Annotated in this window: 25 protein-coding genes; 16 read left to right on the top strand and 9 right to left on the bottom strand. The window is 71.7% G+C overall.

Translation table 11 applies throughout. From position 1 onward, the window contains the following. The first annotated feature begins 8 nt into the window (after positions 1–8). From WMF11_RS13235 to WMF11_RS13205, 7 genes are all read left to right on the top strand, one after another. Entirely contained in the window at positions 9–2675 is a 2667-nt protein-coding gene (locus WMF11_RS13235) for a DUF2169 domain-containing protein (protein ID WP_437977733.1), read from the top strand. Beyond that, on the top strand, positions 2672–3715 hold the full coding sequence (locus WMF11_RS13230; protein WP_437977732.1) for a pentapeptide repeat-containing protein: 1044 nt from the start codon (positions 2672–2674) through the stop codon (positions 3713–3715). The genes WMF11_RS13235 and WMF11_RS13230 overlap by 4 nt, the downstream gene beginning before the upstream one ends. Before the next feature lie 33 nt (positions 3716–3748). Then, a complete protein-coding gene (locus tag WMF11_RS13225) occupies positions 3749–4399 on the top strand; it encodes a DUF3540 domain-containing protein (RefSeq protein WP_437552171.1) in 651 nt (216 codons plus the stop codon). 12 nt (positions 4400–4411) lie between these two features. Next, entirely contained in the window at positions 4412–4801 is a 390-nt protein-coding gene (locus WMF11_RS13220; protein WP_437977731.1) for a DUF4150 domain-containing protein, read from the top strand. A 7-nt stretch (positions 4802–4808) separates the two neighbouring features. Beyond that, the gene (locus WMF11_RS13215; protein ID WP_437552169.1) at positions 4809–5255 is read left to right on the top strand and encodes a hypothetical protein; all 447 of its coding nucleotides are present in this window, start codon (positions 4809–4811) and stop codon (positions 5253–5255) included. A 63-nt stretch (positions 5256–5318) separates the two neighbouring features. Then, positions 5319–5720, top strand: a complete 402-nt coding sequence (gene trxA / locus WMF11_RS13210; RefSeq protein ID WP_437908738.1) for a thioredoxin — start codon at positions 5319–5321, stop codon at positions 5718–5720. Positions 5721–6014: 294 nt separating this feature from the next. Next, complete coding sequence (locus tag WMF11_RS13205; protein WP_437552167.1) at positions 6015–7277, top strand: MFS transporter; 1263 nt, start codon at positions 6015–6017, stop codon at positions 7275–7277. Between the two features lie 72 nt (positions 7278–7349). On the opposite strand, the gene WMF11_RS13200 is transcribed toward WMF11_RS13205, so the two are convergent. The 6 genes from WMF11_RS13200 to WMF11_RS13175 all read right to left on the bottom strand — a co-directional run bounded on the left by WMF11_RS13200 (position 7350) and on the right by WMF11_RS13175 (position 10481). Further along, complete coding sequence (locus WMF11_RS13200; protein ID WP_437908736.1) at positions 7350–7760, bottom strand: GFA family protein; 411 nt, start codon at positions 7758–7760, stop codon at positions 7350–7352. Between the two features lie 96 nt (positions 7761–7856). Then, complete coding sequence (locus tag WMF11_RS13195) at positions 7857–8249, bottom strand: DUF2809 domain-containing protein (protein WP_437977730.1); 393 nt, start codon at positions 8247–8249, stop codon at positions 7857–7859. Positions 8250–8391: 142 nt separating this feature from the next. Then, on the bottom strand, positions 8392–9156 hold the full coding sequence (locus WMF11_RS13190; RefSeq protein WP_437977729.1) for a phytanoyl-CoA dioxygenase family protein: 765 nt from the start codon (positions 9154–9156) through the stop codon (positions 8392–8394). 96 nt (positions 9157–9252) lie between these two features. After that, on the bottom strand, positions 9253–9804 hold the full coding sequence (locus WMF11_RS13185; protein WP_437977728.1) for a hypothetical protein: 552 nt from the start codon (positions 9802–9804) through the stop codon (positions 9253–9255). After that, positions 9794–10300: an RNA polymerase sigma factor gene (locus WMF11_RS13180; RefSeq protein ID WP_044968331.1), complete on the bottom strand. Its 507-nt coding sequence runs from the start codon at positions 10298–10300 to the stop codon at positions 9794–9796. Before WMF11_RS13180 ends, WMF11_RS13185 begins: the two co-directional genes overlap by 11 nt. 49 nt (positions 10301–10349) lie before the next feature. Further along, the gene (locus WMF11_RS13175; protein ID WP_269454239.1) at positions 10350–10481 is read right to left on the bottom strand and encodes a hypothetical protein; all 132 of its coding nucleotides are present in this window, start codon (positions 10479–10481) and stop codon (positions 10350–10352) included. A gap of 231 nt (positions 10482–10712) precedes the next feature. Between WMF11_RS13175 and WMF11_RS13170 the strand changes: the two genes are divergently transcribed. Continuing rightward, positions 10713–12215 (top strand): L,D-transpeptidase, encoded by a 1503-nt coding sequence (locus tag WMF11_RS13170; RefSeq protein ID WP_437977727.1) that lies wholly within the window; start codon positions 10713–10715, stop codon positions 12213–12215. A 62-nt stretch (positions 12216–12277) separates the two neighbouring features. Here WMF11_RS13170 and WMF11_RS13165 read toward each other — a convergent pair whose 3' ends face one another. Further along, positions 12278–13153 (bottom strand): STAS domain-containing protein, encoded by an 876-nt coding sequence (locus WMF11_RS13165; RefSeq protein ID WP_437977726.1) that lies wholly within the window; start codon positions 13151–13153, stop codon positions 12278–12280. 154 nt (positions 13154–13307) lie between these two features. Here WMF11_RS13165 and WMF11_RS13160 point away from each other — a divergent pair, with 154 nt between their 5' ends. The 5 genes from WMF11_RS13160 (at position 13308) to WMF11_RS13140 (ending at position 19187) form a co-directional block, all read left to right on the top strand. Then, positions 13308–13997, top strand: a complete 690-nt coding sequence (locus tag WMF11_RS13160) for an NUDIX hydrolase (RefSeq protein WP_437552160.1) — start codon at positions 13308–13310, stop codon at positions 13995–13997. A 291-nt stretch (positions 13998–14288) separates the two neighbouring features. Beyond that, entirely contained in the window at positions 14289–15119 is an 831-nt protein-coding gene (locus tag WMF11_RS13155) for a protein phosphatase 2C domain-containing protein (protein ID WP_437979308.1), read from the top strand. Between the two features lie 143 nt (positions 15120–15262). Then, positions 15263–17245, top strand: a complete 1983-nt coding sequence (locus WMF11_RS13150; RefSeq protein ID WP_437977725.1) for a hypothetical protein — start codon at positions 15263–15265, stop codon at positions 17243–17245. Between the two features lie 56 nt (positions 17246–17301). Beyond that, entirely contained in the window at positions 17302–18348 is a 1047-nt protein-coding gene (locus tag WMF11_RS13145; protein ID WP_437908728.1) for a nicotinamidase, read from the top strand. A gap of 14 nt (positions 18349–18362) precedes the next feature. After that, the gene (locus WMF11_RS13140) at positions 18363–19187 is read left to right on the top strand and encodes a hypothetical protein (protein ID WP_437977724.1); all 825 of its coding nucleotides are present in this window, start codon (positions 18363–18365) and stop codon (positions 19185–19187) included. Between the two features lie 85 nt (positions 19188–19272). On the opposite strand, the gene WMF11_RS13135 is transcribed toward WMF11_RS13140, so the two are convergent. Beyond that, positions 19273–20241, bottom strand: a complete 969-nt coding sequence (locus WMF11_RS13135) for a hypothetical protein (RefSeq protein WP_437552155.1) — start codon at positions 20239–20241, stop codon at positions 19273–19275. A 269-nt stretch (positions 20242–20510) separates the two neighbouring features. Here WMF11_RS13135 and WMF11_RS13130 point away from each other — a divergent pair, with 269 nt between their 5' ends. The 3 genes from WMF11_RS13130 to WMF11_RS13120 all read left to right on the top strand — a co-directional run bounded on the left by WMF11_RS13130 (position 20511) and on the right by WMF11_RS13120 (position 23755). Further along, complete coding sequence (locus tag WMF11_RS13130) at positions 20511–21998, top strand: D-arabinono-1,4-lactone oxidase (RefSeq protein WP_437977723.1); 1488 nt, start codon at positions 20511–20513, stop codon at positions 21996–21998. Positions 21999–22174: 176 nt separating this feature from the next. Continuing rightward, a complete protein-coding gene (locus WMF11_RS13125; protein WP_437717309.1) occupies positions 22175–22720 on the top strand; it encodes an NUDIX hydrolase in 546 nt (181 codons plus the stop codon). Positions 22721–22798: 78 nt separating this feature from the next. Then, complete coding sequence (locus WMF11_RS13120) at positions 22799–23755, top strand: Uma2 family endonuclease (RefSeq protein ID WP_437908725.1); 957 nt, start codon at positions 22799–22801, stop codon at positions 23753–23755. Positions 23756–23815: 60 nt separating this feature from the next. Here the strand turns inward: WMF11_RS13120 and arfB are convergent, their stop codons facing one another. Beyond that, positions 23816–24247 carry an alternative ribosome rescue aminoacyl-tRNA hydrolase ArfB gene (arfB, locus tag WMF11_RS13115; protein ID WP_437552151.1) on the bottom strand — a complete coding sequence of 144 codons (432 nt, stop codon included), beginning with the start codon at positions 24245–24247 and terminating at the stop codon, positions 23816–23818. Positions 24248–24333: the final 86 nt, after the last annotated feature.

Raw genomic sequence — 24333 nt, 5'->3', positions numbered from 1 at the left:
CGAGCTCCATGCGCGTCATCAAGCCCCTTCGCCTCTCCGTCATGCAGCGCGTGCTCACGATCCGGCGCAGCCATCACCTGAGCGTCGGGCTCCTGGTGTTCTTTCCGCTCGACGCCCCGGAGGTGCCGCTGCCCGAGGTCTCGATGTGGCAGCGGGTGACGCCCGCGCTCGGCAAAGACGGTCTCCTGGACGAAGGGTTGCCCAAGCCGCGGGGCGAGGTCCTCGTCTTCGGCAAGGCGTTCTCTCCCGGGGGGGAGCCCCGGCCGGCCTTCGCCGCGAGCCTGACGGTCGGCCCGGCCGACAAGCCGCTCGTCGACAAGACGCTCGCGGTCGTCGGCAAGCGGCGGTGGCACCACGGCGCGCCGACCGAGCCCGAGCCGATCACCGAGATGCCGCTCGTCTGGGAACATGCGTTCGGCGGCCCGGACTACCCGCTGAACCCGAAGGGCATGGGGCTCGGGCCGATCGAGGACGAGGAGGCCAAGGTGCACTACCTGCCCCACCTCGAGGACCCGCGGTGCCTCCTCAAGTCGCCCGGCGACAGGCCGCCGCCCGCGTGCTTCGGGGCGCTCGATCCCACGCTCGCGTCGCGGCTCGCCAAGCTCGGCACGTACGGCGCCGAGTGGCTGCAGCACGATTTCCCCGGCTACGCCCGGGATCTCGACCCCGAGTACTTCCAGGTGGCCCCGGAGGACCAGCGGCTGCCGGACTACTTTCAGGGAGGAGAGCCGATCAGGCTCAAGAACCTCCACCCGACGCGGCCGCAGCTCGGGACCCACGCGCCGAGGCTCCGCGCCCGGTGCTTCGTGCGCCAGCGGGGCGCCGCAGAGGCGGACGGCGAGGAGGACCTCCGGGAGGTCGCGACGCGCCTGGAGACGGTGCTCCTCTTCCCCGACCTGGAGCGCGGCGTCGCGATCTTCCGCGGGGTCGTCCCGGTGGCGGAGGACGACGCCGACGACGTGCGCCTGATGATCGCCGGCCTGGAGCGGCTGGATGCGCCGAAGCCCGTCGAGCACTACCGCGCCGTGCTGGCGAGGCGGCTCGACAAGGACAAGGGGCACCTCCACGCCCTGAACGACAAGGAGCTCCTGCCCAAGGCCGAGCCCGACGCCCCGTCGTTTCCGGACGAGGCGATCAGCGACATGGAGGCGCTCATGCGCCGCGAGCGGACCCTGGAGCAGCGCTCGATCGCGCGGGCGCAGCGCGAGCTCGATCAGGCGCGCCTCACCTTGCGGATGCTGGGGATGAACCCGGACGAGAAGCTCCCGCGGGAGATCGAGCGCCCGGAGGAGCCGAAGCCCGACGAGCTGGCGGAGCTCGCCGACCGGATGGATCTCGAGGCCGCGGAGCTCCAGAAGCAGTCCGATGCGCAGCGCAGGAATGCCGAGGACGAGGCGCGGAAGCTCTGCGCGGAGCAGGGGCTCGACTTCGATCAGGTGGTCGCGAAGAGCAAGCGCGAGGGGGGCGGCCCGCCGAAGTTCAGCGCCGACGAGGAGCTCTCCCGCCTGCGCGAGCTCGCCGAGGCGGGGCGCAAGGCGGGCGCGCCGATGGATGACCTCGAGGCGAAGCTCGCGGACCCGGCGTTCGCCGCGAGCCTGCGCAGGACCGAGGAGAGGGTCGTGGGCGCATACCGCGCCTTCGCGCACCTGTACCCGCCGACCGAGCCCGCGGAGGAGCAGAAGAAATCCGATCTGCGCGCGGAGGTCGAGCGGGCGCTCGCCGCCGGCGAGCCGCTCGCGCGGCGCGATCTGACGGGCGCCGACCTCCACGGGCTCAGCCTCGCCGGCGCCGATCTGCGCGAGGCGCTCCTCGAAGGCGCGGATCTGTCGGCGTGCGATCTCGGCGGGGCCGATCTGACGGGCGCGGTGCTCACGCGCGCGAAGCTCGAGGGCGCGCGGCTCGGGAAGGCGACGCTGCGCGGGGCGAACCTCGGCGAGGCGCGCGCGGCGCGCGCGAGCTTCGACGGGGCCGACCTCCGCGGCGCGGTGCTCCACAAGGCGTGGCTCGAGGGGGCGCAGCTCTCGGGGGCCGACCTCGCCGGGGCCGATTTCCTGGAGGCCAGGGTGCCCGGCGCGGATTTCAGCGGCGCTGCGGCGGACGACGTCCTCTTCTTCGAGCTCGACCTCGCGGGCGCGCGCTTCGCCGGCGCCAGCCTGCGCAAGGCGACGTTCTTTCAGTGCGCGGGGGCGGGCGCGGACTTCGGCGAGGCCGAGCTCGAGGACGCGGCCTTCGTCGAGTTCAAGGGCGAGAAGGCCTCGTTCCGGAGGGCGAAGGCCACGGCCCTGCGCATGGTCTCCGCCTCCGCGCTGCCGGGCGCGGACTTCTCCGGGGCCGAGCTCGCGCGGGCGAACCTCCGCGGGGTCGACCTGGAGGGCGCGATCTTCGAGGGCGCCTCGGCGGACGGCGCGGACTTCAGCGAGGCGAACCTCCGCAAGGCGCGCCTCGCGCAGATCTCGGGCAAGGGCGCGCGGTTCAACCGGTCGGACCTCACCGAGGCGGATCTGACGGGCGCGAACCTCATGGACGCCATGCTGCAGAAGGCGAAGGTGCCAGGCGCCCGCTTCGAGAACACGAACCTCTTCCGCGCCAACCTGCTCGACGCGAAGGGCGATCAGCGGACCTCCTTCTCCGAGGCGCACATCAAGCACGTCGTGTTCACGGGGCAGGGCAAGTGACCCGCGACGAGCTGCTCGCGAAGGTGAGCGAGGGCGAGGTCATCGCCGGGGAGGACCTGTCCGGGCTCGACCTGTCCGGGCTCGACCTGTCGGGCGTCGTGTTCGAGAAGACGACGTTCCGCGGCGCCCGGCTGAAGGGCGCGAAGATCAGCGAGTCCATGTTCAACGGGTGCGATCTCTCGAGCGCCGACCTGTCCGGCGCGCGGGCCCGCCACGCCGTGTGGAGCCGGTGCGCGCTGCTCCACGCGCGCCTCGACGAGAGCGACCTCGTCTCGGCGAGCTTCGCCGAGTGCGACGCCTCGCGGGCCAGCTTCGACCGCGTGAACCTCACGATCGGGAGCATGGTCAAGGGGCGCGCCGACGAGGCGAGCTTCCGCGAGGCCAACCTGGACCGGTTCTCGCTCGTGGAGACCGAGGCCGCGCGCCTCACGCTCGACGGGGCGAAGCTCAGGCAGGCCTGCCTCATCAAGGCGGATCTGTCGACCGCGAGCCTGCGCGGCGCGACGCTCCACCTCACGGTGCTGATCGGCGCCCGCCTCCGCGGGCAGGACCTGTCGGGCATGGACCTGACCCTTTCGCAGCTCACCGACGCCGATCTCGCGGGGTGCGACCTGCGCGGGGCCCGGCTCGTCCAGGCGAATTTCAAGGGCGCGGACCTCACCGCGGCGAAGCTCGACGGCGCGGACGCCGAGCGCGGCCTGTTCCTCGGCGCGCGGCTCGCCGGCGTGTCGGCCGCGGGCCTCAAGGCGCGGCAGGCGATCTTCTCCGAGGCCGACCTCGAGGCCGCGGACCTCACCGGCGCCGACCTCTACCAGGCCATCTTCCACCGGGCGTCGTGCCCGATGGCGAGCTTCCGCGACGCGGACCTGACGTACGCCGATTTCTCGCACGCGAGCGTCGAGAAGGCGGATCTTTCCCGCGCGAAGCTCTTCCGCGCCCGCTTCCACCAGACGCGCGACGCGGGCGCGACCTTCACGAGCCGGTCCGCCGCGCTCGGCGACGACCCGGAGCTGCTCGAAGCCGAGCGCTGGACGCCCTGAGGGGATGCCCCTCCCGACAGCAGGAGAGACACGATGCGAGACAATCTGGCCAGACAGCGGGTGGAGACCTTCGCGATCCAGGAGGTCGGCGCGGTGATCGGAGCGACGGACGGGTCGTTCCAGGTGCGGGTCGGGTCGGGCGACTACGCGGCGAAGCGCGCCGTGAGCTGCCTCGTCGAGCCGGCGCTCGGCGACCGGGTGCTCGTCGCGCTGCACGACGCGGGGTGCCACGTGCTCGCGGTGCTCGACCGCGAGGGCGACGCGCCGACGCGCCTCGTGGCCGAGGGGGACCTCGAGGTGAGCGCCCCGCGCGGTCGCGTCACGGTGGCCGCGGCCGAGGGCGTGCGCCTCGTGACGCCGGCCGAGGCCGCGGTGGCCGCGGGCAAGGTGCGCGTCGCGGCGAGCGAGGGTTCGCTCGCGGTCGGGGCGATGACGTACGTGGGCGAGCACCTCGTCGCGCAGGTGGACCGCGTGAAGACGGTCGCGCGGTCGGTCGAGTCGATCGCGGAGCGCTGGGTGCAGCGGCTCGACCGGGCGTACCGGTTCATCGCCGAGTCGGAGCAGGTGCGGGCGCAGTACTACGAGGTCACCGCGAAGTCCGCGGTGAACATCAAGGCGCAGGCGACGCTCGTCTCGAGCGGCGAGCTGACCAAGATCGACGGCGGGCAGATCCACCTCGGCTGACGGGAGGCACAGATGTTCGCGAACACGCAGATGGGAGGCATGGCCCTGGGCGGACCCGACGTGTGCCTCACGCCGCCGGCGCACCTGCCGGTGCCCTACCCCAACCTGGCGGCGCAGCCCATGGGGGTGCCGGCGGTCTACAACGTCCTGTTCATGTGCACGCCGGCGCACAACATGGCGACCCAGGTGCCGCTGACGAACGGCGACAACGCCGGCCTGGAGACGGGCGTCGTCTCGCACACGGTGATGGGCCCCTCGCGGCACGTCACGGCGGCCTTCACCGTGCTCGTCGGCGGCGCGCCGGCCACGCGGATGACGAGCGTCACGATGCAGAACTCCGTCAACGCGCCTGGCGTCAGCATCGTCCCGAGCCAGCTCAAGGTGCTCCTTCTCGCGCCGTAGGCGGCCCTTGAAAGAGCACAACCGGCTCCGCATCGAGCGCCTCGCGGCCCGCTATGCGCGGCGCCTCGAGGAGGCGCGCGCCCCCGCGGAGGCGGATTTCCTCCGCGAGTTCGACGACCTGCGCGAGCGCCTGCTCCGCCCTCCGATGGAGGAGTTCGCCGCCGAGCTCCGCAAGGCGGGGCACGCGCCGCGCATCGTGCTCGACGAGGGGCACGACACGCCGAGCGTCGAGCTCGCCCTCGGCCTGCGCGAGGCCAGGGCGAGCCGCAACGTGGTCGGCTTCTGCGTCATCCGCTGGGCCGGCCACCCGCTCCAGATCCTCGCCTACCTCGAGGTCAACCCCACGCCGTTCGATCTGGAGCGGTTCGCCCGCGCCGCCGACGTCGGGCCCGAGCGCGTCGAGCAGCTCCTCGTCGAGGCGATCGAGCACATCATGGTCTGCAACGCGCCCTGAGCGCCGGCGGCGCCTGGCCGCTCGCTCGGCGACACGGGCGGGCCTCGGGGGTATGCTCCGCCGATGAGTACCATCGAGCTCAGCGCGGAGAATTTCGAGAAGACGGTCGAGTCGAACGGCATCGTCCTCGTCGACTGGTGGGCGCCCTGGTGCGGCCCCTGCCGTGTCTTCGGGCCCGTCTTCGAGAAGGCCTCCGAGAAGCACGCGGACATCGTGTTCGGGAAGATCAACACGGACGACCAGAAGGACCTGGCGCAGGCCTTCAACATCCGCTCCATCCCGACGCTCTTCATCTTCCGCGAGAAGGTCCTCCTGTTCGCGGAGGCGGGCTCGCTGCCCGCTTCGGCGCTCGATCAGGTGATCGAGAAGGTGCGCTCGCTCGACATGGACGAGGTGCGGGCGAAGATCGCCGAGGACGAAGCGAAGGAGGCCGCCGGCGGAGGCGGCGTCGACGAAGGCCCCTGAGGAGAACGCTGCCTGCAGGGGCGGCGCCGACGCCGCCGCCCCGATCCCCGTGGCGCCCTTGTCGATGGCCTCGTTGACGCTGGGGGCGCCCGCGCGGCCGTTCCAGGCTGAGTCCCCGGCGCCGTCGTCCACGTCCGGTCAGGACGGGGCGTGGAGCCATCGGAGTGACTCGATGTCATCGATGTTCATTTTGATCGACCCAGAGGCGTCTCCCCGCCACGTTGTACCTCCCGTCACATCTGCCATGCGGCGCCGAGAGCGCGCTGAAGGGGCGATGAGGCAGCGGAGGAAACCATGTCTATCGGTGAAGTGACTGGCGTGCCGGGCGGCGGTCGCTGGGTCGTCCCGCTCTGCTGGGCGGCCGTTCTGCTCGACGGATTCGATCTCGTGGTGCTCGGCACGGTGCTGCCGGTGCTGCTCCAGCTCGAGGTGTGGGACCTCGACCCGGACGGCGCGGCGATGCTGTCGACGGTCGGTCTCATCGGAATGGCGATCGGCGCGATGACCATTGGCACCGTCACCGACGTCATCGGCAGGCGCAAGGCGCTGCTCCTGGCCGTCCTCGAGTTCTCCCTCTTCACGCTCCTGTGCGCGTTCGCGCCGTCCGCGTTCGTGTTCGGGCTCTTCCGCTTCCTCGCGGGCCTCGGGCTGGGCGGCTGCCTGCCGACGGCGATCGCCCTGGTGACCGAGCACGCGCGCGCCGGCAAACGCGGCAGCGCGACGACCACGATCATGACCGGGTACCACGTCGGCGCGGTGTTGACGGCGCTGCTCGGCATCGTCGTCATCAGGCCGCTGGGGTGGCGGGCGATGTTCGTCATCGGCGCGGCGCCCGCGCTGGTCGTGATCCCGCTCATGCTCCGCTACCTGCCGGAATCCGGATCGTTCCTCGAGGTGGCGCGGCCGCGCCGGTCGCTGCGCCACGTTCTGGGCCCGGTCGCCTCGCTGTTCCGGCCCGGCCTGATGCGCCCGACGCTGGCGTTCTGGGTGACCTCGTTCATGGGCCTGCTGCTCATCTACGGCCTCAACACGTGGCTGCCGGCGATGATGCGGCAGGCCGGATACGAGCTCGGCGCGGCGTTGAGCATGCTGCTGACGCTCAATGTGGGCGCGGTGATCGGCCTGGTGCTCGCCGGCCACGTGGCGGACTGGCTCGGCGTGCGCCCGTCCGTCATCGGCTGGTTCAGCGCCGCCGCGGTGTTCCTTGCGCTGCTCAGCGTCCGGCTCCCCGGCGCCGGCGTCTATGGGGCCGTGCTGCTCGCCGGCTGCTTCGTCTTCAGCGCGCAGGCCCTGGTGTATGCCTATGTTGGGCGCGTCTACCTGGACGGCAGCAGGGCGACCGGGCTTGGCTGGACGGCCGGCGTCGGGCGACTCGGCGCCATCTGCGGTCCGATCGTCGGTGGCACGCTGCTGGACGCCGGGGTGGCGTACCCGTGGGGCTTTTATGCCTTCGCCATCGTCGGGGCGCTCGCCGCCATCGCCGCCGCCGCCGTGGGGCGGGCGAGCCCGCGACGGGAGCCCACGGGCGCGAGCCTGCCTGCGCCCACGAAGTGCTGAGTCGAGCGAGAATCGAACTCGCTCTGTCCTTGGCGTCTCACTTCACTCTCGATCAACGCGATCGAGGCTCTCCTAGACGGTGGTCTTGTCGGCGCGGTGCTCGGTGGCCCCCGGGATGGCGGGCAGCCACGGCACGCGGTGCGCCGTCCAGAGCTGGAAAGACGGCGGCGGCAGGTCGCCCGGGCGGTCCATGGTGCCGAGGAAGATATCGAGCTCCCGCGCGCCATCGCGGCGCCAGAAGAGCGACGAGCCGCAGGTCGAGCAGAACTGGCGGACAGCGAAGCTGGACGACCGATACGTCGCAGGCGAGCCGGAGAGCAGCTCGAACTGCTCGTCGGGATAGGTGGCGAACGCCGGCATGGGCGCGCCGGACTGGCGCCGGCACTGGCTGCAGTAGCAGATGTTGACGCTCACCGGCGCGCCACGCGCACGGTAGCGGATCGCGCCGCACAAACAGCCGCCGGTGTGGTGAGCCTCGGACATGGCCATCGTCTCCTGGTTCCTGGAGTTCGCGATCGCCAGCCTGGCCTCTCGCGGCACGCGCGGCAACTGGCGCACGCTCCCGGCGCGGCGCAGGCATCAGGCGGAGGCCCGGAGCGGCCGGCACAGCCCATAACCCAGCACGCAACCGAGGCCATACAGCGCGAAGTCCGCGGGATCGAATCCGCCGTTCGCGCCGAGCAGGAGCCGCCCCGGGGTGGTGTTGCGCGCGGCCCACAGCCACGGCGCCTGGCTCAGCTGGAGCAGCTCGATCCCACACGTCGCGGCGAAGACCGCGAGCGCCAGCCGGTGCGTGCGCGCGTAGATCCACACCATCTGCGCCGCCGCGATCCACACGACCTCGTAGAGCACCGCGCCGGCGCTGTTGCGCAACCAGACCGGACCGCCGTGGAACCGGGCGATCAGGCCGACAGGGACGACCGCCACGATCAGGAGGGCCAGCGCGAGGCGCTTGCGAGCGGCTTCCGTCATGAGCAGAGCTCAGCGTAGCGAGAGCGTGGAAACGCCGGGATGCCCGGATGCCAGGAGAGAACGCCAACCTTACCTCTCCTGGTGCCTCCGGCGCTTGCCGGTCCTCCTCTGTCGTCGGGCGTCTGGTCGCGAGACGGCCCTATCACGCCACCACCCCCAGCACCAGACGCGCCGCCGGCGGCATGCCGCTGGGCTCGTCCACCACGGTGCACGACACGCCCCGGTGCTCCCGCGCGACGAAGCCGCACTGGAGCGCGCGCCGCGGGGCGCCGCTCCGGTTGCGCGTCCCGGAGTGCCAGAGATGGCCGTTGAAGACGAGCACCGAGCCCGCCCCGGCCTGGACCGTGATCTCTTGCGGGTGGCGGTTGGCCGGCTCCGCGAGATCCTTCGGCGGCCTCCGCCGCAGCCTATGAGACCCGGGCACGACCCGCGTCGGGCCATTGTCGGGCGTGACGTCGTCCAGGTACCACAGCGCGGTGACCACGTGGAACGCGCCCGGATCGCCCTGCGAGCTCCAGTCCATGTGGAGCCCCTGCTGGCCGAGGCCGTGGCGCGGGCAGCGCCACGCCACCGCCCCCAGCGCGAACGACCGGCGGAGCACGTGCCACGTCGCCGCGAGCAGCCGGGGCCACTGCACGACGCGCAGGACAGCGCCGTGGCGCTCGCCGAGGTGGCCAATCTGCTGGTTGCCGCCCTGGGCCGCGTCGCGCTCGCCGTCGTCACGCCACCCGTCGCACTCGGCGCGCAGCGCTTTCAGCCACGCGGGATCGACCGCCGAGCAGAACAGGACGTAACCTGCATCGTCCAGCGCGCGCTTCTCGTCGGCCGAGAGGGCAGATGGCCCCGCGCCGAGCGCTGCAAGAGCCGCCTCGAACGCGGCGTCAGGGCCCTGCCTCGTGTCTTCCACGGGGTCCAGCATACACCCGCTCCATCGCGGGCCGCGCGGCCGACCAGCCGCGGCCGTCGATTCAGCACGTCCCGCTCGCCGACGCGATACGGCGCCTCACGCGCCGCGCGCAGGGCGGAGCGCGAGCGGCGCTGTGCCGGTGAGCAGCCCCGCCGCGAGGGCGACCACGCCGCCGAAGCCGATGCAGGCGCAGCCGAGCGCGCCCGTCAGGGCGGCGACGCCGCACGCCGAGGCCCAGGACGCCCCGAGCCGCTCCGACCGGCGCAGCACCCGCGAGAGCAGCACGCCGGCGGCGACCCCGCCCGCCAGGCAGGCAGGGACGCAGATGGATACACACCCTTCCGGGGTGCACAGGTGACCGTAAATGCGCGCCGCGTGCGCCGCTGCGAAGGGCACGAGCCCCGCCGCGACGCCGGGGAGCACGCCTCGCCCGAGCTGCTGCCCGCGCCACGAGAGCAGCGCCGCCGCGATGTAGAGCGCCGCGCCGAGGATCGCGGTGGTGACCGGGCGGTCGCTCATCAGCGTCGCCACGAGCGCCACGACGATCGTGGGCGCCGCTGCCCAGGCGGCCCTCCTCGCCCTCCCCCGCTCGTACGCGCGATAGGCCCTCTCCTTCAGGCTCAGGCCCGCAAGCGCCTCACGTTCCATAGATCCTCCTCCACGCCTCCCGCAGGCGCGCAAACGCGCGCTCGCGGCGCTTGCGCAGCGCCGCGCTCGACACCGACGGATCGCGATCGACCTCCAGCAGGGTCGCCCTCAGCGTCTCGCGATCCGCCTCGGCCAGCGTGCCGAGCACCTCGCGCGCCGCGTCGTCCAGATCCCGGGCGATCGCCGCCTCCTCCGGCGTGGGCACGTCGGCCGCGATCGACGGGACATGCTCGTCCGGAGCCTCCCTCGACCGGGACCGCCGCCGCCGCGTCGTGCGGCACTCCCACGTCGCGATGGCGAGCGCCCAGGTCAGCGCGTCCCCGTCGGGATCGAACGAGCTGGCGCGGTCGAATACCTTGAGCAGCGCCTGCTGGGCCGCGTCCTCCGCGTCCGCGCCGCCCCCGAGCATGCGGCGGCAGAACGCGCCGATCGCCGGCCAGAGGGCGGCGTAGACAGGCTCGAACGCCGCGCGATCGCCGTCGGCGAGGCGTCTCATCGACGCGTTGAGCAGCGATCGCGCGCGCGGTTCCAAGGGCGCTGGATGCTCAGCCGCAGGGGCAGTCGGGACAGGGGCAATCGGCGCACGGACAGCCGCCGGTGAGCTGCGTCCCAGCATAGGCCACCGCCGGGATTCCGAGGACGGCCGCGATCAGGGTCACCTTGAGCCAACGACGCATGGGATCTCTCCTTGTCTTCTCTGACCGGCTGTCCTCGCCGGCCTTCCTCGGCTCTAGGCGCGAGCGGGGCGAGCGTGACACCCGCGGCGATCGAAATCCTGGCGCCGAGGCGCGATCGCCGCAGATCGCCGCACGAGCGACGACCTCCGCTCCGTTCGCGGCGCGAGCGCCTTCGTCCAGACTGGCACGTCGTTCCGCCGGCCGGGCTCGACGTGCTAGGGTCCCGTGCCTATGTCTGGCCGCCCGTGGTTCGCTGCGCTCGGCGCCCTCTGGCTCGGGTGCACGCCATCGCGGCAAGACGCCGGCTCGCGCGCAGACGCGGCCGGGAGCGCGGGCGTGGCGGTCGCGGAGCCCTCGCCCTCCAGCGCGCCCTCCGCGCGCTCCAGCGCGCCGGAGCCGCCGCCGGAGGCGCTGGCCGCCTCGGCCCCGGCCGCGCCGGTCCCGGAGGTGGAGGCGGCGCGGGCGCGATCCGCGCGCGTGTACTCCAGGGGCCGCGAGGTGTGGATCCGGTCCGCGCCGCGGCCCAAGGCGCAGTGGATCGGCATGCTCTCGATCGGCGGCTCGGTCCGCCTGAAGAGCCTCGAGCCCATCCGCGGCGCCGGCGGCTGCCCGGCGTTCTACGCGGTGGAGCCGCGCGGCTATGTGTGCGTCGACGGCAAGCGGGCCACCCTGGACACCGCCGATCCCGTGCGCCAGGCGCTGATCCCCCATGCCCCGCTCGCCGATCGGCCGCTCCCGTACCGCTACGGCGAGTCGCTCGGCCTCAAGCGCCTCCTCCGCGTGGACGGCATCGACGCGCCGGCGTGGCCCGAGGGGCTCCACGATCTGCGGCACATGCAGGTCCGCCCGCGCTCGTCGGTCGCCTGGACCGAGGAGGTCGAGGCCGGCGGGACTACCTGGCTCTGGGCGTCGGATCTGACGTTCATACCGAAGGACAAGGTCAAGCCGTACGAGCCCGCCACCTTCGAGGGGGTGCACCTCGGCGCCGAGGCGCGCCTGCCGATGGCCTTCTTTCGCCGCAAGGCGCGCCCGAAGTACCGCCTCACGGAGGGAGGCCCGCCCGCGAAGACAGACGCCGCGTGGGAGCGCCTCGGCCGGATCGGGCTGACGGGCCGATCGAAGCGGGTCGGCGAGCTGACGTATCTCGAGACCCGGGACGACGGGCACTGGGTGCTCGAGCGCGACGCGGTGGTCGTCCAGCCGCGGAGGGCGCGGAACCCGTGGGGCCGCCCGATCCGGCTCGGCGGGGAGCCTCCCTCGGCGCCGGCGGACGGGCGCAGGAACACGTGGGTCGAGATCGCCGCCCTCGACGGCTGGCTCATCGCGTACGAGGACGACCGCCCCGTGTTCGCGACGCTGATCTCGGCCGGGCGCAACGGGGCCGAGGAGCCGGAGAAGGTCGAGCCGTTCGTGCCGCCTTCGACGACCCCGCTCGGCCAGTACAGCATCGGCCGCAAATGGGTGACGAAGACGCTCATCACGCCCCACGTCGACGCGGACGACTGGATCGAGGCGGAGGTGCCGTGGAGCCAGCACTTCTTCAGCAAGTACCTCCTCCACGCGGCCTACTGGCACGACCGCTGGGGCGAAGGGCAGAGCGGCGGGTGCGTGAACCTCTCGCCGGTCGACGCGAAATGGCTCTTCCACTGGACCGAGCCCGCCGTACCCGATGAGTGGTACGCGGTCCAGGCCACGCGCGACGACCCGTCCACGCGCGTCGTGATCCATCGCTGAGCCGCCGCCGCCCGGCGCGTGCGGGAGCGCGCCCGCGCCTCGCGCGCGCCTGCCGGAAGCCGCTATTTCGCCGGCGCGCTGGCCGCCTCGGCGCGCTCGCCCTCCCCGCCCGCCGCGGCCATGCGCCGCATGCAGAGCTTGAGTCCGGCGCGGAGGTTGCCAACGGTCGTGACGCCGGAGAGGTCGAGTCCGAGCGCGATCATCGTCTGCGCCACGTTCGCCCGGATCCCCGTGATGATCCCCTCCGCGCCGAGGAGCCGGATGGCCTTGATCATCTCGATGAGGTACCCGGCCGTCCGCGTGTCGACAGCGTCGACGCCGGTGAGATCGAGGATCGCGTACCGCGCGTCCTTGCTCACGATCGCCGAGAGCAGGTTGTCCATCGCCTCGGAGATCCTCAGGCTGTCCACGACGCCCACCATGGGGAGGGTCAGCACCTTGTCCCAGACCTCGATGATGGGCGTCGAGAGATCGCGGATGACCTCCTGCTGCGTCTCGATGAGCTCGATCTTCGCCCGGAGCTCCTGCTCACGCCGCTTCGCCGCGGAGCCGTCCAGGCTGAGGGTGATCATGCCGTCGGGCTCCCCGCTGCCGTCGCGCACGGGGATGTGCCATGTCTCCCAGGCGGCGCCATACGCCTCGTAGATGTTGTATGCGCCCTTGCCCGCGAGCGCCTGCCGATTGGTCTCCAGGGTCGCCTGGTCGTTCGCGAAGAGCTCGAGCACGTTCGCTCCCAGGAACTGACCCGGCTTCGCGCCGACGGCCTCGAGCCCCTTGCCGTCGTGAAACGTGAAGACGCCCTCACGGTCGTACCGGCACACGGTGATCGGAATGTGGTCGAGGATCGCGCGGAGGAGCAGCCGCGCCTCACGGAGCTCCGCCTCGAGCTCCTCGCGCGTCTTCGCTCCCGCCGTGCCCGACTCCGCGTCCCCCTTCATGGGAGCCTTCTACCGCGCACGCGCGCTGGCCGTCGAGGGGCTGTCGGTCGGTCGATGACGTTTCCCCCGCGCCGAGGAGCCGAGCTCCGCGGCGCTGGTTGACATGGTGTCCGATCGACACCAAGATTCGTGTGCAAATTACACGGAGGGTTGAATGTCCGTCTCCTACGAGCACCCGCGGCCGGCGCTGACGGTGGATTGTGTCGTGTTCGGCCTCGATGAGGAGGACCTCAAGGTCCTCCTCATCCGGCGGGAGCTCGAGCCGTTCCGCGGCAGGTGGGCGCTCCCGGGCGGGTTCGTGCGCGTCGATGAGGCGCTCGACGACGCCGCGCGGCGGGAGCTCGCGGAGGAGACGGGGCTCTCGGGGGTGTTCCTGGAGCAGCTCTACACGTTCGGCGCCCTGGGGCGGGACCCGCGCGAGCGCGTGGTCTCGGTGGCGTACTACGCGCTCGTGAAGCTCCGGGATCACCGGGTCAAGGCCGCGACCGACGCGCGCGAGGCGGCGTGGTTCGCGGTGGACGACACCCCGGCGCTCGCCTTCGATCACGACGAGATCCTCCCGGTCGCGCTGGAGCGGCTCAAGGGCAAGGTGCGATACAGGCCGATCGGGTTCGAGCTCCTGCCGCCGAAGTTCACGCTGTCGCAGCTCCAGCGCCTCTACGAGGCGATCCTCGAGCGCCCGCTCGACAAGCGCAATTTCCGGAAGAAGGCGCTCGGCACCGGGCTGCTCGTGGAGCTCGACGAGGTCGAGCAGGACGTCGCGCACCGCGCGGCGCGGCTCTACCGGTTCGACCGCCGGAAGTACGAGCGGCTCGAGAAGGACGGCTTCAGCTTCGAGATCTGAGGCGGAGCGCGGGCTGGCCGTCTCCTCAAGGAAGCGCGACCGGAACGCCGGCGCCCGGGTTGACAACGTGTACTACGAACACTAAGCTTGGTGTGTAAGATACACGAACGATCGGGTGCTCGCCGGGCGCGGGCGCTGACGGTCGGCGTTGACCGCCGCGCGGACGGTGGAGCTCCGGCGCCGGGAAGGACCGCGCGCCCCGGCCTCCGTCTGCCCGGGTCCGGCCGCAGCGCGCCCTCGCCGGGCGCAGAAGGGAACTCCATGCTTCGCGACGTCGCTTTCTTGGCTGACATGGGAGGGGGCTCGGCCTTCGAGGTCGCCGGAGGGACGGTGACCGGGACCGATCACCTCGTCGCGGGGCGGCCCAACCAGGACGCCTGTGCCTTCCGGGCCGAGGGCGGCGCTCTCGTCGCGGTGGTCTGCGACGGCTGCGGCAGCGGCGCGCGCAGCGAGGTGGGCGCGGCGCTCGGGGCGCGGATCGTGACCGAGCAGGTGCTCGGCGCGCTCCGGCGCGGCGGAGACCTCGATTCGCCCGCGACGTGGGAAGAGGTGCGGCGCGGGGCGCTCGCGCCGCTCCGCGACGTGGCCGCCGGGATGGGCGGCAGCTTCACCGAGGTCGTGTCGACCTTCTTCCTCTTCACCGTGGTCGGCCTCGCGATCTCCGGCGACAGGGCGTGCGCGTTCTCCCTCGGCGACGGGCTCATCGCGCTCGGCGACGAGCTCCTGCGGCTCGGCCCCTTCCCGAGGGACGAGCCCCCGTACCTCGCGTATGGCCTGCTCGATCGGCCGCCCGGCGGCGAGGCGCCGCGCTTCACCGTGCACCGCGCCTTCCCGTCGAGCGCGCTCCGGACTGCCCTGCTCGGGACCGACGGCGCGATCGATCTGCTGGAGTCGTCTTCACGGCAGCTCCCGGGGGGAGGCGAGGTCGGCCCGCTGTCGAGGTTCTGGGAGGACGACCGGTATTTCCGGAACCCCGACGCGGTGAGGCGGCGGCTCGCGCTCATCAACCGGTCGGTGACGCGGCCCGTGTGGAAGGAAGAGCGGATGGAGCGCGAGGGCGGGCTGCTCCGAGACGACACGACGGTGGTCGTCGTGCGGAGGGCGCAGGGCGCCCGCGATTGAGGCGCGGCCCTGCGCGGGATCGCAGGAGTCGCGGAGGGAAACGACAGGGCGTCTGCGCGTGTTTGCGCTCGATTGCCCTCGATTGCCCTCGATTGCCCTCGATTGCGCTCGATTCGGTTCGATTGCGTCCTGAGGAGGCGACTGTGGACGTTTATCTTGGTTCAAAGCGGGTTCGGCTCGACCCTCGGGCCTCGATCGGCAAAGGCGGGGAGGCGGACGTGTTCGACCTCGGCGACGGCCGCGCGCTCAAGGTCTGGAAGACGCCCGATCACCCGGATTACGCCGGGCAGGACGCCGAGCAGCGCGCCGCCGAGGTGCGCATCGAGCGCCACCAGGACAAGCTGCGCGCGTTCCCGCCGGCGCTGCCCGATCAGGTGATCGCGCCCCTCGAGCTCGCGACCGATAAAACCAGGAAGCGCGTCGTGGGCTACGCCATGCGCCTCGTGCGCGGCGCGGAGCCGCTCCTGCGCTACGGCGAGCCGTCGATGCGCCACGGCGGGCTCTCGTCGGCCGCGGTCTCCGAGGTGCTCGCGCGGCTCCACAGGGCGGTCGCGGCGATCCACGACCGGGGCGTGGTGATCGGCGACTTCAACGATCTCAACGTGCTCGTCGCCGGCGGCGAGGTGTTCGTCATCGACGCCGACAGCTTCCAGTTCGGCCCGTACCTCTGCCAGGTGTTCACCGAGCGCTTCGTGGATCCGCTGCTCTGCGACCCTTCGCTCCCCCGGCCGCTCCTGTCGAGGCCGTACTCGCAGGGCTCCGACTGGTACGCGTTCGCCGTGATGGTCATGCAGAGCCTGCTCTGCGTGGGGCCTTATGGCGGCGTCTTCCGGCCGCGGTCCGCGTCGGCGCGGGTGCCCGAGAGCGCGAGGCCGCTCCGCCGCATCACGGTGTTCGACCGCGAGGTGCGGTATCCGAAGCCGGCCATCCCGTACCGCGTCCTGCCGGACGATCTCCTGGACGCGCTCTACCGCGTCTTCGTCGAGGACCGGCGCGGCGTGTTCCCGCGCCGGCTGCTCGACGCGCTCGCCTGGACGAGGTGCCCTTCGTGCGGCGTCGAGCACGCGCGCCCTGCCTGCCAGGCCTGCGCGGGCGCAGCGCCGGCCGTCGTGAAGGAGTCGACGGTCGTCCACGGCGAGGTGCTGGCGACGCGGATCCTGAGCACGCGCGGGGTGATCCTGGCCGCGGCCCTCGGCCCGGGCGGGCTCTCCTATCTCGTGAACGAGGGCGGCCGCTTCCTGCGCGAGGACCGGTCCGTCGTGATGTCCGGCGCGCCGCACCCCGCGACGCGCTTCGCGGTGCACGGCAAAGCCACGTTGATCGGCCGGGGCGGCGATCTCGTGGTGCTCTCGCCGGGGGCCGCGCCCGAGCGGATCCAGGTGGACTGCGTCGGGACGAGGCCCATCTTCGACGTCAACGCGCGCGCCCGCTACTGGACGCGCGGCGGGCAGCTCCTGCGCAGCGGGAAGCCGGGCGCCGCCGCGCTCTCGGGCGAGGCGGACGCCGTGCCGATGGGCGAGGTGCTCGCCGGGCAAACGCTGTTCTGGGTGGGTCCCACCTTCGGGCTCGGCTTCTACCGCGCGGGGAACGTCTCGATAGCGTTCGTCTTCGACGCCGATCGGCCCGGCCTCAAGGACACGGTCAAGCTGCCTTTCCCGGGCGGCAAGCTCACCGCGGCGACCTGCGTCTTCGACGCCGGCCCGAGCTCGTCGTCGAACGACGGCCGCGGGTGTCCGAACGACGGCCGCGGGTGTCCGAACGACGGCCGCGGGCGCCCCCGCGCCGGGCGCGCATGGCTGTTCCTCGCCGCCGAGCAAGCCGGCCGGACCGTGCACCGGTGCGTCGTCGTGCGCGAGGACGGCGCGGTCGAGGCGGTCGCCGACGGCGACGGGGAAGGCGGCTCGTGGCTCGGCGCGCTGACCGGCAAGTGCGCGGCTTCCGGGTTCCTGCTCTCGGCGACCGACAGCGGCGTCGTCCGCGTCGAGGTCCGCGGGGGCGCGCTCGTGGAGACGCGGCAGTTCCCCGGCACCGAGCCGTTCGTCACCCAGGCTTCCCGGCTGCTCGTCGGCCCAGAGGGCCTGTTCGTCGTCGACGCACAGGCGATCACCTTGCTTCGTATCTCGTGAATCCACGCTGAGCTGACGGCCCGCGCTCGCGGGCCGATCGAGAGGAGAGAGAGACCATGAAATCGACAGAGCTCCCCCTGCCCGCCTTCTACGACGCCAGGAACGCCGAGCGGTGGGGCTTTCACCCCAATGAAGAGGCGCTGCACGGCGCCGCCGCCGCGTGGCGGAAGGCGCATGGCGTGAAGCCGTCGGCCGCGGACGCGCAGAACGTCCACCTCCTGCTCATCGACGTGCAGAAGGACTTCTGCTTCCCGCAGGGCTCGCTCTATGTCGCCGGCCGGAGCGGCACGGGCGCGGTCGACGACAGCCGCCGCATCGCCGAGTTCATCTACAGGAACCTCGCGTCGATCACGAACGTCACCGTCACGATGGACACCCACTTCGCTTACCAGATCTTCTTCCCGGCCTTCTGGGTGGATCGCGAGGACCGCCCGCTGACCGCGCACCGCGAGATCACGACGGCGCAGATCGACGCGGGGGAGGTGCGGCCGAACCCGGCGGTGGCGAAGTGGCTCTGCGGCGGGAGCTACCCGTGGCTCATGAAGCAGGTCCGGTATTACTGCGAGGAGCTCGAGAAGGCCGGGAAATACAAGCTCTACCTGTGGCCGCCGCACTGCATCCTCGGGAGCGACGGCCACGCGCTCGCGGGCGTCGTGCACGAGGCGCGGATGTTCCACGCGTTCGCGCGCGGGGTGCAGTCGTGGGTCGAGGTCAAGGGCGGCAACCCGCTCACCGAGAACTACTCGGTGATGCAGCCCGAGGTGCTGACGCGGCACGACGGCCAGCCGCTCGCGCAGCGGAGCACGGGCTTCCTGAGGACGCTGCTCCACGCCGACGCCGTGATCATCGCCGGCCAGGCCGCGAGCCACTGCGTCCGCAGCTCGATCGAGGACATCTTGACGGAGATCGCGCTCACCGACCGCGCGCTCGCCAAGAAGATCTACGTGATGACCGACTGCATGTCGCCGGTCACCGTGCCCGACGGCAAGGGGGGCTTCGCCGTCGATTTCACCGCCGAGGCGGACAAGGCGCTCGCCCGCTTCGCCGCCGCCGGGATGAACCTCGTGAAGAGCACCGACCCGATTCCGTGCCTGGGCGCATGACCGTGGAGGATCCGATGAGCAAGAACAAGGAGAACAACAAGGGGACGAGCCGCGATGGCTCGCTCGACATCGAGCAGCTCTTCGAGGCAGCGCGGGACGACGGCGCGCTCTCGCCCGAGGCGATGCAGGCGCTGCACATCACCGACCTGGGCGCGCAGATCCAGGCCGGCTTCGGGGTGCAGGTGGACGACGTCGCGTCGTCGGAGGTGGTGCTGGTCACGGTGATGCCCGACGACTCGGGATCCATCAAATTCGCCGGCAACGCCCCGTCGGTGAGGGACGGGCACAACCTCGTGGTGGGCGCCCTCTCCGACTCCAGGCAGCGTGACTCGATCCTGGCGCACAACCGTTACCTGAACGGGGCGGTGCTGTATCCGTACTGCCCGATCGCCCAGGCCGTGAAGATGGACACGAAGAACTACGATCCCATGCTCGGCACGCCCCTCTACGATCAGACGGTGGTCTTGCTCGGAACGGTGATCGCGAAGGCGCAGGAGTTCGCGCTGAGCGGCGTCCCGGCGCGCACCGTCACGCTGATCATCTCGGACGGCGCCGACGCGGGCTCGACGTGGGCCAAGGCCAAGGACGTGTGCGCCCTCGTCCGTGACATGCGGCGGGCCGAGGCCCACATCGTGGCGGCGATCGGCATCGACGACGGGAACACCGATTTCCGCGCCGTCTATCGCGACATGGGGATCGAGGACCGCTGGATCCTGACGCCGAAGAGCGACGCGGCGGACATCCGCAAGGCGTTCGCGCTGTTCTCCCAGTCGGCGGTGCGCGCCAGCCAGGGCGGCGCGTCGTTCTCGAAGACGGTCGCGGGCGGCTTCGGCGGGTGACGCGCGCGCCCCCGGCTCGCCGCGCGCCTCCCCGCGCGGCGGCGGGCCCTCTTCACCTCTCGGCTGCTCCGGCGGAGGACCCGGATCAGGCCGCGGCCTCCCAGGGGACGACGCCGTAGCGGCGGCGCAGCTCGTCGAGATCCACCGCCATGTCGGACCAGAAGTCCCAGTCGTCCATCAGGTCGACGCTCATCTTCGTTCCGCGAACGAACGATCGCACGAGCTCGTCGGCGAGCCCGGGCGTCGCGAGCATCCCCTGCTGCGACGGCGCCAGCACGGTGAGCTGGACGCCCTGCTGGAGCTGCACCAGCAGGAACACGAGGATGCCGAACGGGTTCTCGCGGCGATACCCCGCCTGAAAGGCGATCGTCATCGCCTCTCCGCGCAGGTCCGTGCCGTAACCGGCGAGGATGTGGCTCAGGTCGTGCGTGAGCACGCCCTCGGGCACGCCGCGCTTCTCGCCGGGGAACGAGAAGCCGTTCTCTCGATAGAAGGTAAAGAGCGCCTTGCCGAGGGTGCCCTCTCTGTACGCCTCGAGCGAGCGGTAGCGCGCGGCGACTGGCTCGTTCTCCAGGATGCCCGCGAAGCTCGCGACGTTCCTGGCGAGCCCATACAGGCCGCCCTCATCGAGCATGCGCCGCACGTTCTTGCCGAGCAGCGAGCTCCGGCTGATGTCGATGCGCAGGAGGAGCAGCCGCCGCTCGTACAGGTGGTGGAGCTGGCGGACCGCGTCCGGCCGCGCCCCGAGCGCCGCGGCGAAGCGCTCGACCTCGAGCAGCTCGCGCTCGTCGACGCGCTCGCCGCACAGGGTCATGGCGCAGAGACCGTTGATGAGCTGCTCGCGCAGAGCAGGGTGCTCGACGGCGCGCGCGAGCTCCTCGGGCGCTATCGGGGCGAGCGCGTCGATGTCGACGTCGGTGCGGAGGAGGTGCCGCTGCACCGCGGCGATCGCGTCGCGCCGCGATCCGTCGAGGGGGCCGGCCGAGGTAAGGACGACCTTGATGGCACGCAGACCCGCGTGCGCCTGTTCTTGGCTCGGGATGAGGTAGGTCATGCCAGAGAGGATGGTGCCGAGCGCGCGTCCCGTCCTTGACCGGCGACGCCAATGTCTTGACCGAGCGCGCCGCCTGGCCGAGCAGCAGGTCCGCGGCGGCTCGACGCCGCGGGCGCCCGGCTCCGATCCACCTGCCATGCGCTGCGCGAACAGCGTCCGGGACATAGCTCATCTCGATCTCCCGCTGTGCCCGAGGTTCTCGCTGGCCGGCCACTCGCCGCTCAACTATTTGCGGGTGTGTGAGCCCGAGGGCGTCTCGCGGAGGTCTCATGCAGCTGAGATTCGTGGAAGCAAACCGGAAACGTCTCGGGAACGTCCAGCTTCCGAGCGCGATCACACAGGGCATCAGGAGGTTCTTCGCCACGTCCAATGCGCTTCGTCCGGATGGAACGTGGCGGAACTGGGGAGCCAACCATCAATGCAAACCCGAGAGCTTCCATGAGCCCGGGTCGATCGACGAGCTCGTGGCGATCGTCGACAGCGCGAGGGCCAGGTCCAAGAAGATCCGGATCGTCGGCGCCGGACATTCCTGGTCCGACATCGTGTGCACGGACGAATGGATGGTCAGCCTCGCGCGCATCAACGAGCTCATCGGGCTCGATCGGAAGAACAGGACCGTCACCGTCCAGGCAGGGATGCGCGTCGCGGACCTCATCGATCACCTCGACGCCGCCGGCCTCGCGCTCGTCAACCTGGGAGAGGTCGACGCGCAGCACGTCGGAGGTGTCATCGCGACCGCGACCCACGGCTCCGGAAGCACCGGCTCGTTCTCCAGCGCCGTGCTCTCCGCGAAGCTCTTGCTGTCGTCTGGCAAGGTCATCGAGATATCCAGCGCGCGCAACGCACAGTACCTCGATGCGGTCAGGACCAACCTTGGCTGCCTGGGGATCGTCGTCGAGGCGACGCTCGCGGTCCGCGAGTCGTTCAACGTGCTGAAGCACCAGAAGGTCTTCGAGACCGAGGCGGCGATCGCGAACGCCGCCCACTTTCTCTCGCTCTCCGACCCGTACGCGATGAACAAGGTGTTCTTCTTTCCGTACGGCAGGCAGCACATCTACGCCGCGAAGAGGGAGGAGCTGTCAGCGCCGTCCCTCTGGGACAGGCTGCGCAACCCGCTCCTCGCCGTGGGCGACAGGCTCACGTTGAGCGTCTTGATGAACGCCGCGCGGCGGGTCCCGATCGACCTGAAGCCGCGCTTTCTGAGGGCGGCGCTGGCCGCGGTGAGCACGAGCTCCTACCAGGTCGGAAAATCGTACGATCTCCTGCTCTTCGCGCACGATCCTCGCTTCAAGGTCGTCGCTGGCCACATCGAGTCCGAGATCGCGATCCCGATCGAGGGCCTGGGACCGGCGGTCACCTCGCTGTTCGAGCTCATGGAGCGGAGGACGTTCAAGATCAACGGGTACATCCTGGCGCGGACGGTCACCAGGGAGACGGCGTGGATGAGCCCCGCCCACGGTCGCGACTCGGTGTTCCTGACCTTCGCGCACTTCCCTTCCGAGGCGGAAGACTGGAAGGCCATCTTCGCCGAGATCGAGACCTTCATGATCGAGCGCCATCAAGGCCGGCCGCACTGGGGGAAGATCAATTTCACGAATCGAGAGTACGCGGAGAAGGCATATCCTCGGTACGTCGACTTCGCCGATGTCCGGAGGGAGCTCGACCCGATCGGCATGTTCGCGAACGACTTCATCCGGCGGCACTTCGCCGTCGCGAGGGAGGCCGTTCCCATGAGCGCCCGGCCGGCCCCCGCCTGAGCGAGAGCGGCCAGAGCGGCAGAAGCCCGGACGGGCTCGCGCGATGAGCGCCCTCGGATGCGCCCTCTTGATGTCGGCTGTCGCGCCTGGTAGCCGTGCTCGCCGCGCGGCCGTCCGTGCGCCTCGCCCCTCCGCGTGGCGGCGCCGGAGCGGTCGCGGCTCCAAGGTGGTTGATCATGACGGTCGTACGGTGGAAGGCGTTGGAGCGGCGCGTGGTCCAGCACTCGCCGTGGCGGAGGATCGAGGACGTCACCTTCGAGCTCCCGGACGGGCAGGTCCGCACGTTCTCGCTCAAGAAAGAGGGGCGAGTCGTCTGCGTCCTCGCCATCTCGCGCGAGAAGAGGGTGATCCTGGCGCGCCAGTACAGGCCGGGGCCCGATCGGATCCTCGACGAGCTCCCGGGCGGCGGCGTCGAGCCTGGCGAGGCCCCGGAGGCGGCGGCGGCGCGCGAGCTCCTCGAGGAGACGGGGTATGTCGCCGGGCGGCTCGTGCCGCTCGGCCGCCCGCTGGAGTGCGCTTACTCGACCATCGAACGACACGCGTTCCTGGCGGTGGACTGCGCGCGCGACAGGGCGCAAGCGCTGGATGAGACGGAGTTCATCGACGTGGTAGAGAAGCCGATCGAGGACTTCGTGGAGCAGCTCAGGGAGGGCGCCTGCACCGACCCGGAGGTCGGGTGGATGGGGCTTTACGAGCTGGGCTGTCTGAGAGCGAGCGCCTGAGCCTCGCCACGCGGTGGAGGCGCGCGGACGCCGGCGCCGCGATGCCCGCCGGTCGCTGGGTGCGCTAGGATGGAGCTCATGCGCAGGCACGATCACGTCCTCCTCGCTCCCGGTGCCGGCGCCTCCGGTCGTACGGTCCACGCGCCTCCGGCCGGCAGGGCGCGCCCGCACGTGGACGACCGGCTGGCGCCGCCCGAGACGCGGGTGGAGTACCTCCACGGCGTCGAGGTCTACGCCGCCCCGGCCGATCCGCCGCACGCGACGCAGCATTTCGATCTGACCTACGTCCTCGGCGCCCACGTCGCCGAGGGCTACCGGGGCGCCGTGGACATGCTGACCCGGACCGACCTCGGCAGCGACTACGCGGCCGACGCCAGCGTCTTCGCGCAGAAGCCCGACCGCGCGGGCCGGCGGCGGCTGGAGGAGCTGGCGTTCGAGGTCAGCGACAAGCAGGCCCTCGCCGTTCCGACCACCAAGGCGCGCCTGCTGATCGCCCGCGGCGTGCGGCGGGTGTTCTGCATCCTGGTGAAGCAGCGCCGGGTGATGGAGTGGTCGCGCGAGACCGACGGCTGGCGCCCGCTGCCCAAGGATGCGGTCATCGAGGATCCCTGCCTCGTGCGCCCGCTGCCGATCCAGGCGCTCCTCGAGGCCACGTCCTCGGACGACGCCGTGGCACGCGCGCTGCTCGACAAGCGCGTGCCCGCGCTCGAGGCGGCGCTCGCGGAGGGCGAGGCCCGCGGCGAGGCCCGCGGTGAAGCGCGCGGCGAGGCCCGCGGCGAGGCCCGCGGTGAAGCGCGCGGCGAGGCGCGTGGCGAGGCGCGTGGTGAAGCGCGCGGCGAGGCGCGCGGCGAGGTCAGGATGGCGCAGGAGGCCATCCTCACGGTGCTGGAGTCGCGCGGGGTCGCCACGCCGGCCGAGGTGGCCCGTGCGATCGCCGGCTGCGAGGATCTGGGCAAGCTACGGCGATGGATCAAGCGCGCGGCGACCGCGACGACCGCCGCCGAGGTCGTCGCCGGCTCCCGGCGCAAGCGCTGAGCGAGGGCCGCCGCGGCGCGGGCGCGCGCTGGACGCCCTCCCCCCCCCGCGCGCGCCCCATTACTCGTGATCGCCCCCGCTGCGGCGCACGTGCTTCTTCTCGCCCGTGCGCCGCTTCTCGTCGAGCCGCCGCGCCTTCGACGCACGCGTAGGCCGCGTCGGCCTTCGCTGCACCGGCACCTCGAGCGCGCGCAGGATCAGCGCGCGCAGCTTCTCGCGCGCGTCGTCCAGGTTGCGCAGCTGGTCGCGCGTCAGCTGGCTCACGATGAACAGCCGCCCCTCGGCGTCGAGCCGACCGCGCGCCAGCACGCGCAGCCTCGCCTTGGCGTCGTCGGCGAGCTCCGGCCACGCGCCGAAGTCGAAGCGCAGCTCCACCTTGGAGGCGACCTTGTTGACGTTCTGACCGCCGGGCCCCGACGCGCGAACGGCGCTCCAGCTGAGGAGCGCGGCCGGGGCGGTCAGCGCATCGTTGACGACGAGGGGATCGGACACGGCGGCTCTCCTGCCCTGCGGGCGGCGCGAGCGCCGTGCGGAGCGGCTGACGCCTAGCACGCGCGCGCCGCGCCCGCCGCGCCGCG

The organism is Sorangium sp. So ce295 (assembly GCF_051527405.1).
Taxonomy (GTDB): Bacteria; Myxococcota_A; Polyangia; order Polyangiales; family Polyangiaceae; genus Sorangium; species Sorangium cellulosum_B.
This window is presented reverse-complemented; position numbering and strand designations above follow the sequence as displayed.

What these genes read in the sequence shown, in the direction of transcription:
- WMF11_RS13235 (WP_437977733.1), top strand. Translation starts at nt 9, where the DNA reads ATGCGCGTCATCAAGCCCCTTCGCCTCTCCGTCATGCAGCGCGTGCTC.
- WMF11_RS13225 (WP_437552171.1), top strand. Translation starts at nt 3,749, where the DNA reads ATGCGAGACAATCTGGCCAGACAGCGGGTGGAGACCTTCGCGATCCAG.
- WMF11_RS13220 (WP_437977731.1), top strand. Translation starts at nt 4,412, where the DNA reads ATGTTCGCGAACACGCAGATGGGAGGCATGGCCCTGGGCGGACCCGAC.
- trxA (WP_437908738.1), top strand. Translation starts at nt 5,319, where the DNA reads ATGAGTACCATCGAGCTCAGCGCGGAGAATTTCGAGAAGACGGTCGAG.
- WMF11_RS13205 (WP_437552167.1), top strand. Translation starts at nt 6,015, where the DNA reads ATGTCTATCGGTGAAGTGACTGGCGTGCCGGGCGGCGGTCGCTGGGTC.
- WMF11_RS13200 (WP_437908736.1), bottom strand. Translation starts at nt 7,760, where the DNA reads ATGTCCGAGGCTCACCACACCGGCGGCTGTTTGTGCGGCGCGATCCGC.
- WMF11_RS13195 (WP_437977730.1), bottom strand. Translation starts at nt 8,249, where the DNA reads ATGACGGAAGCCGCTCGCAAGCGCCTCGCGCTGGCCCTCCTGATCGTG.
- WMF11_RS13185 (WP_437977728.1), bottom strand. Translation starts at nt 9,804, where the DNA reads ATGGAACGTGAGGCGCTTGCGGGCCTGAGCCTGAAGGAGAGGGCCTAT.
- WMF11_RS13180 (WP_044968331.1), bottom strand. Translation starts at nt 10,300, where the DNA reads ATGAGACGCCTCGCCGACGGCGATCGCGCGGCGTTCGAGCCTGTCTAC.
- WMF11_RS13175 (WP_269454239.1), bottom strand. Translation starts at nt 10,481, where the DNA reads ATGCGTCGTTGGCTCAAGGTGACCCTGATCGCGGCCGTCCTCGGAATC.
- WMF11_RS13170 (WP_437977727.1), top strand. Translation starts at nt 10,713, where the DNA reads ATGTCTGGCCGCCCGTGGTTCGCTGCGCTCGGCGCCCTCTGGCTCGGG.
- WMF11_RS13165 (WP_437977726.1), bottom strand. Translation starts at nt 13,153, where the DNA reads ATGAAGGGGGACGCGGAGTCGGGCACGGCGGGAGCGAAGACGCGCGAG.
- WMF11_RS13160 (WP_437552160.1), top strand. Translation starts at nt 13,308, where the DNA reads ATGTCCGTCTCCTACGAGCACCCGCGGCCGGCGCTGACGGTGGATTGT.
- WMF11_RS13155 (WP_437979308.1), top strand. Translation starts at nt 14,289, where the DNA reads ATGGGAGGGGGCTCGGCCTTCGAGGTCGCCGGAGGGACGGTGACCGGG.
- WMF11_RS13145 (WP_437908728.1), top strand. Translation starts at nt 17,302, where the DNA reads ATGAAATCGACAGAGCTCCCCCTGCCCGCCTTCTACGACGCCAGGAAC.
- WMF11_RS13140 (WP_437977724.1), top strand. Translation starts at nt 18,363, where the DNA reads ATGAGCAAGAACAAGGAGAACAACAAGGGGACGAGCCGCGATGGCTCG.
- WMF11_RS13135 (WP_437552155.1), bottom strand. Translation starts at nt 20,241, where the DNA reads ATGACCTACCTCATCCCGAGCCAAGAACAGGCGCACGCGGGTCTGCGT.
- WMF11_RS13130 (WP_437977723.1), top strand. Translation starts at nt 20,511, where the DNA reads ATGCAGCTGAGATTCGTGGAAGCAAACCGGAAACGTCTCGGGAACGTC.
- WMF11_RS13125 (WP_437717309.1), top strand. Translation starts at nt 22,175, where the DNA reads ATGACGGTCGTACGGTGGAAGGCGTTGGAGCGGCGCGTGGTCCAGCAC.
- WMF11_RS13120 (WP_437908725.1), top strand. Translation starts at nt 22,799, where the DNA reads ATGCGCAGGCACGATCACGTCCTCCTCGCTCCCGGTGCCGGCGCCTCC.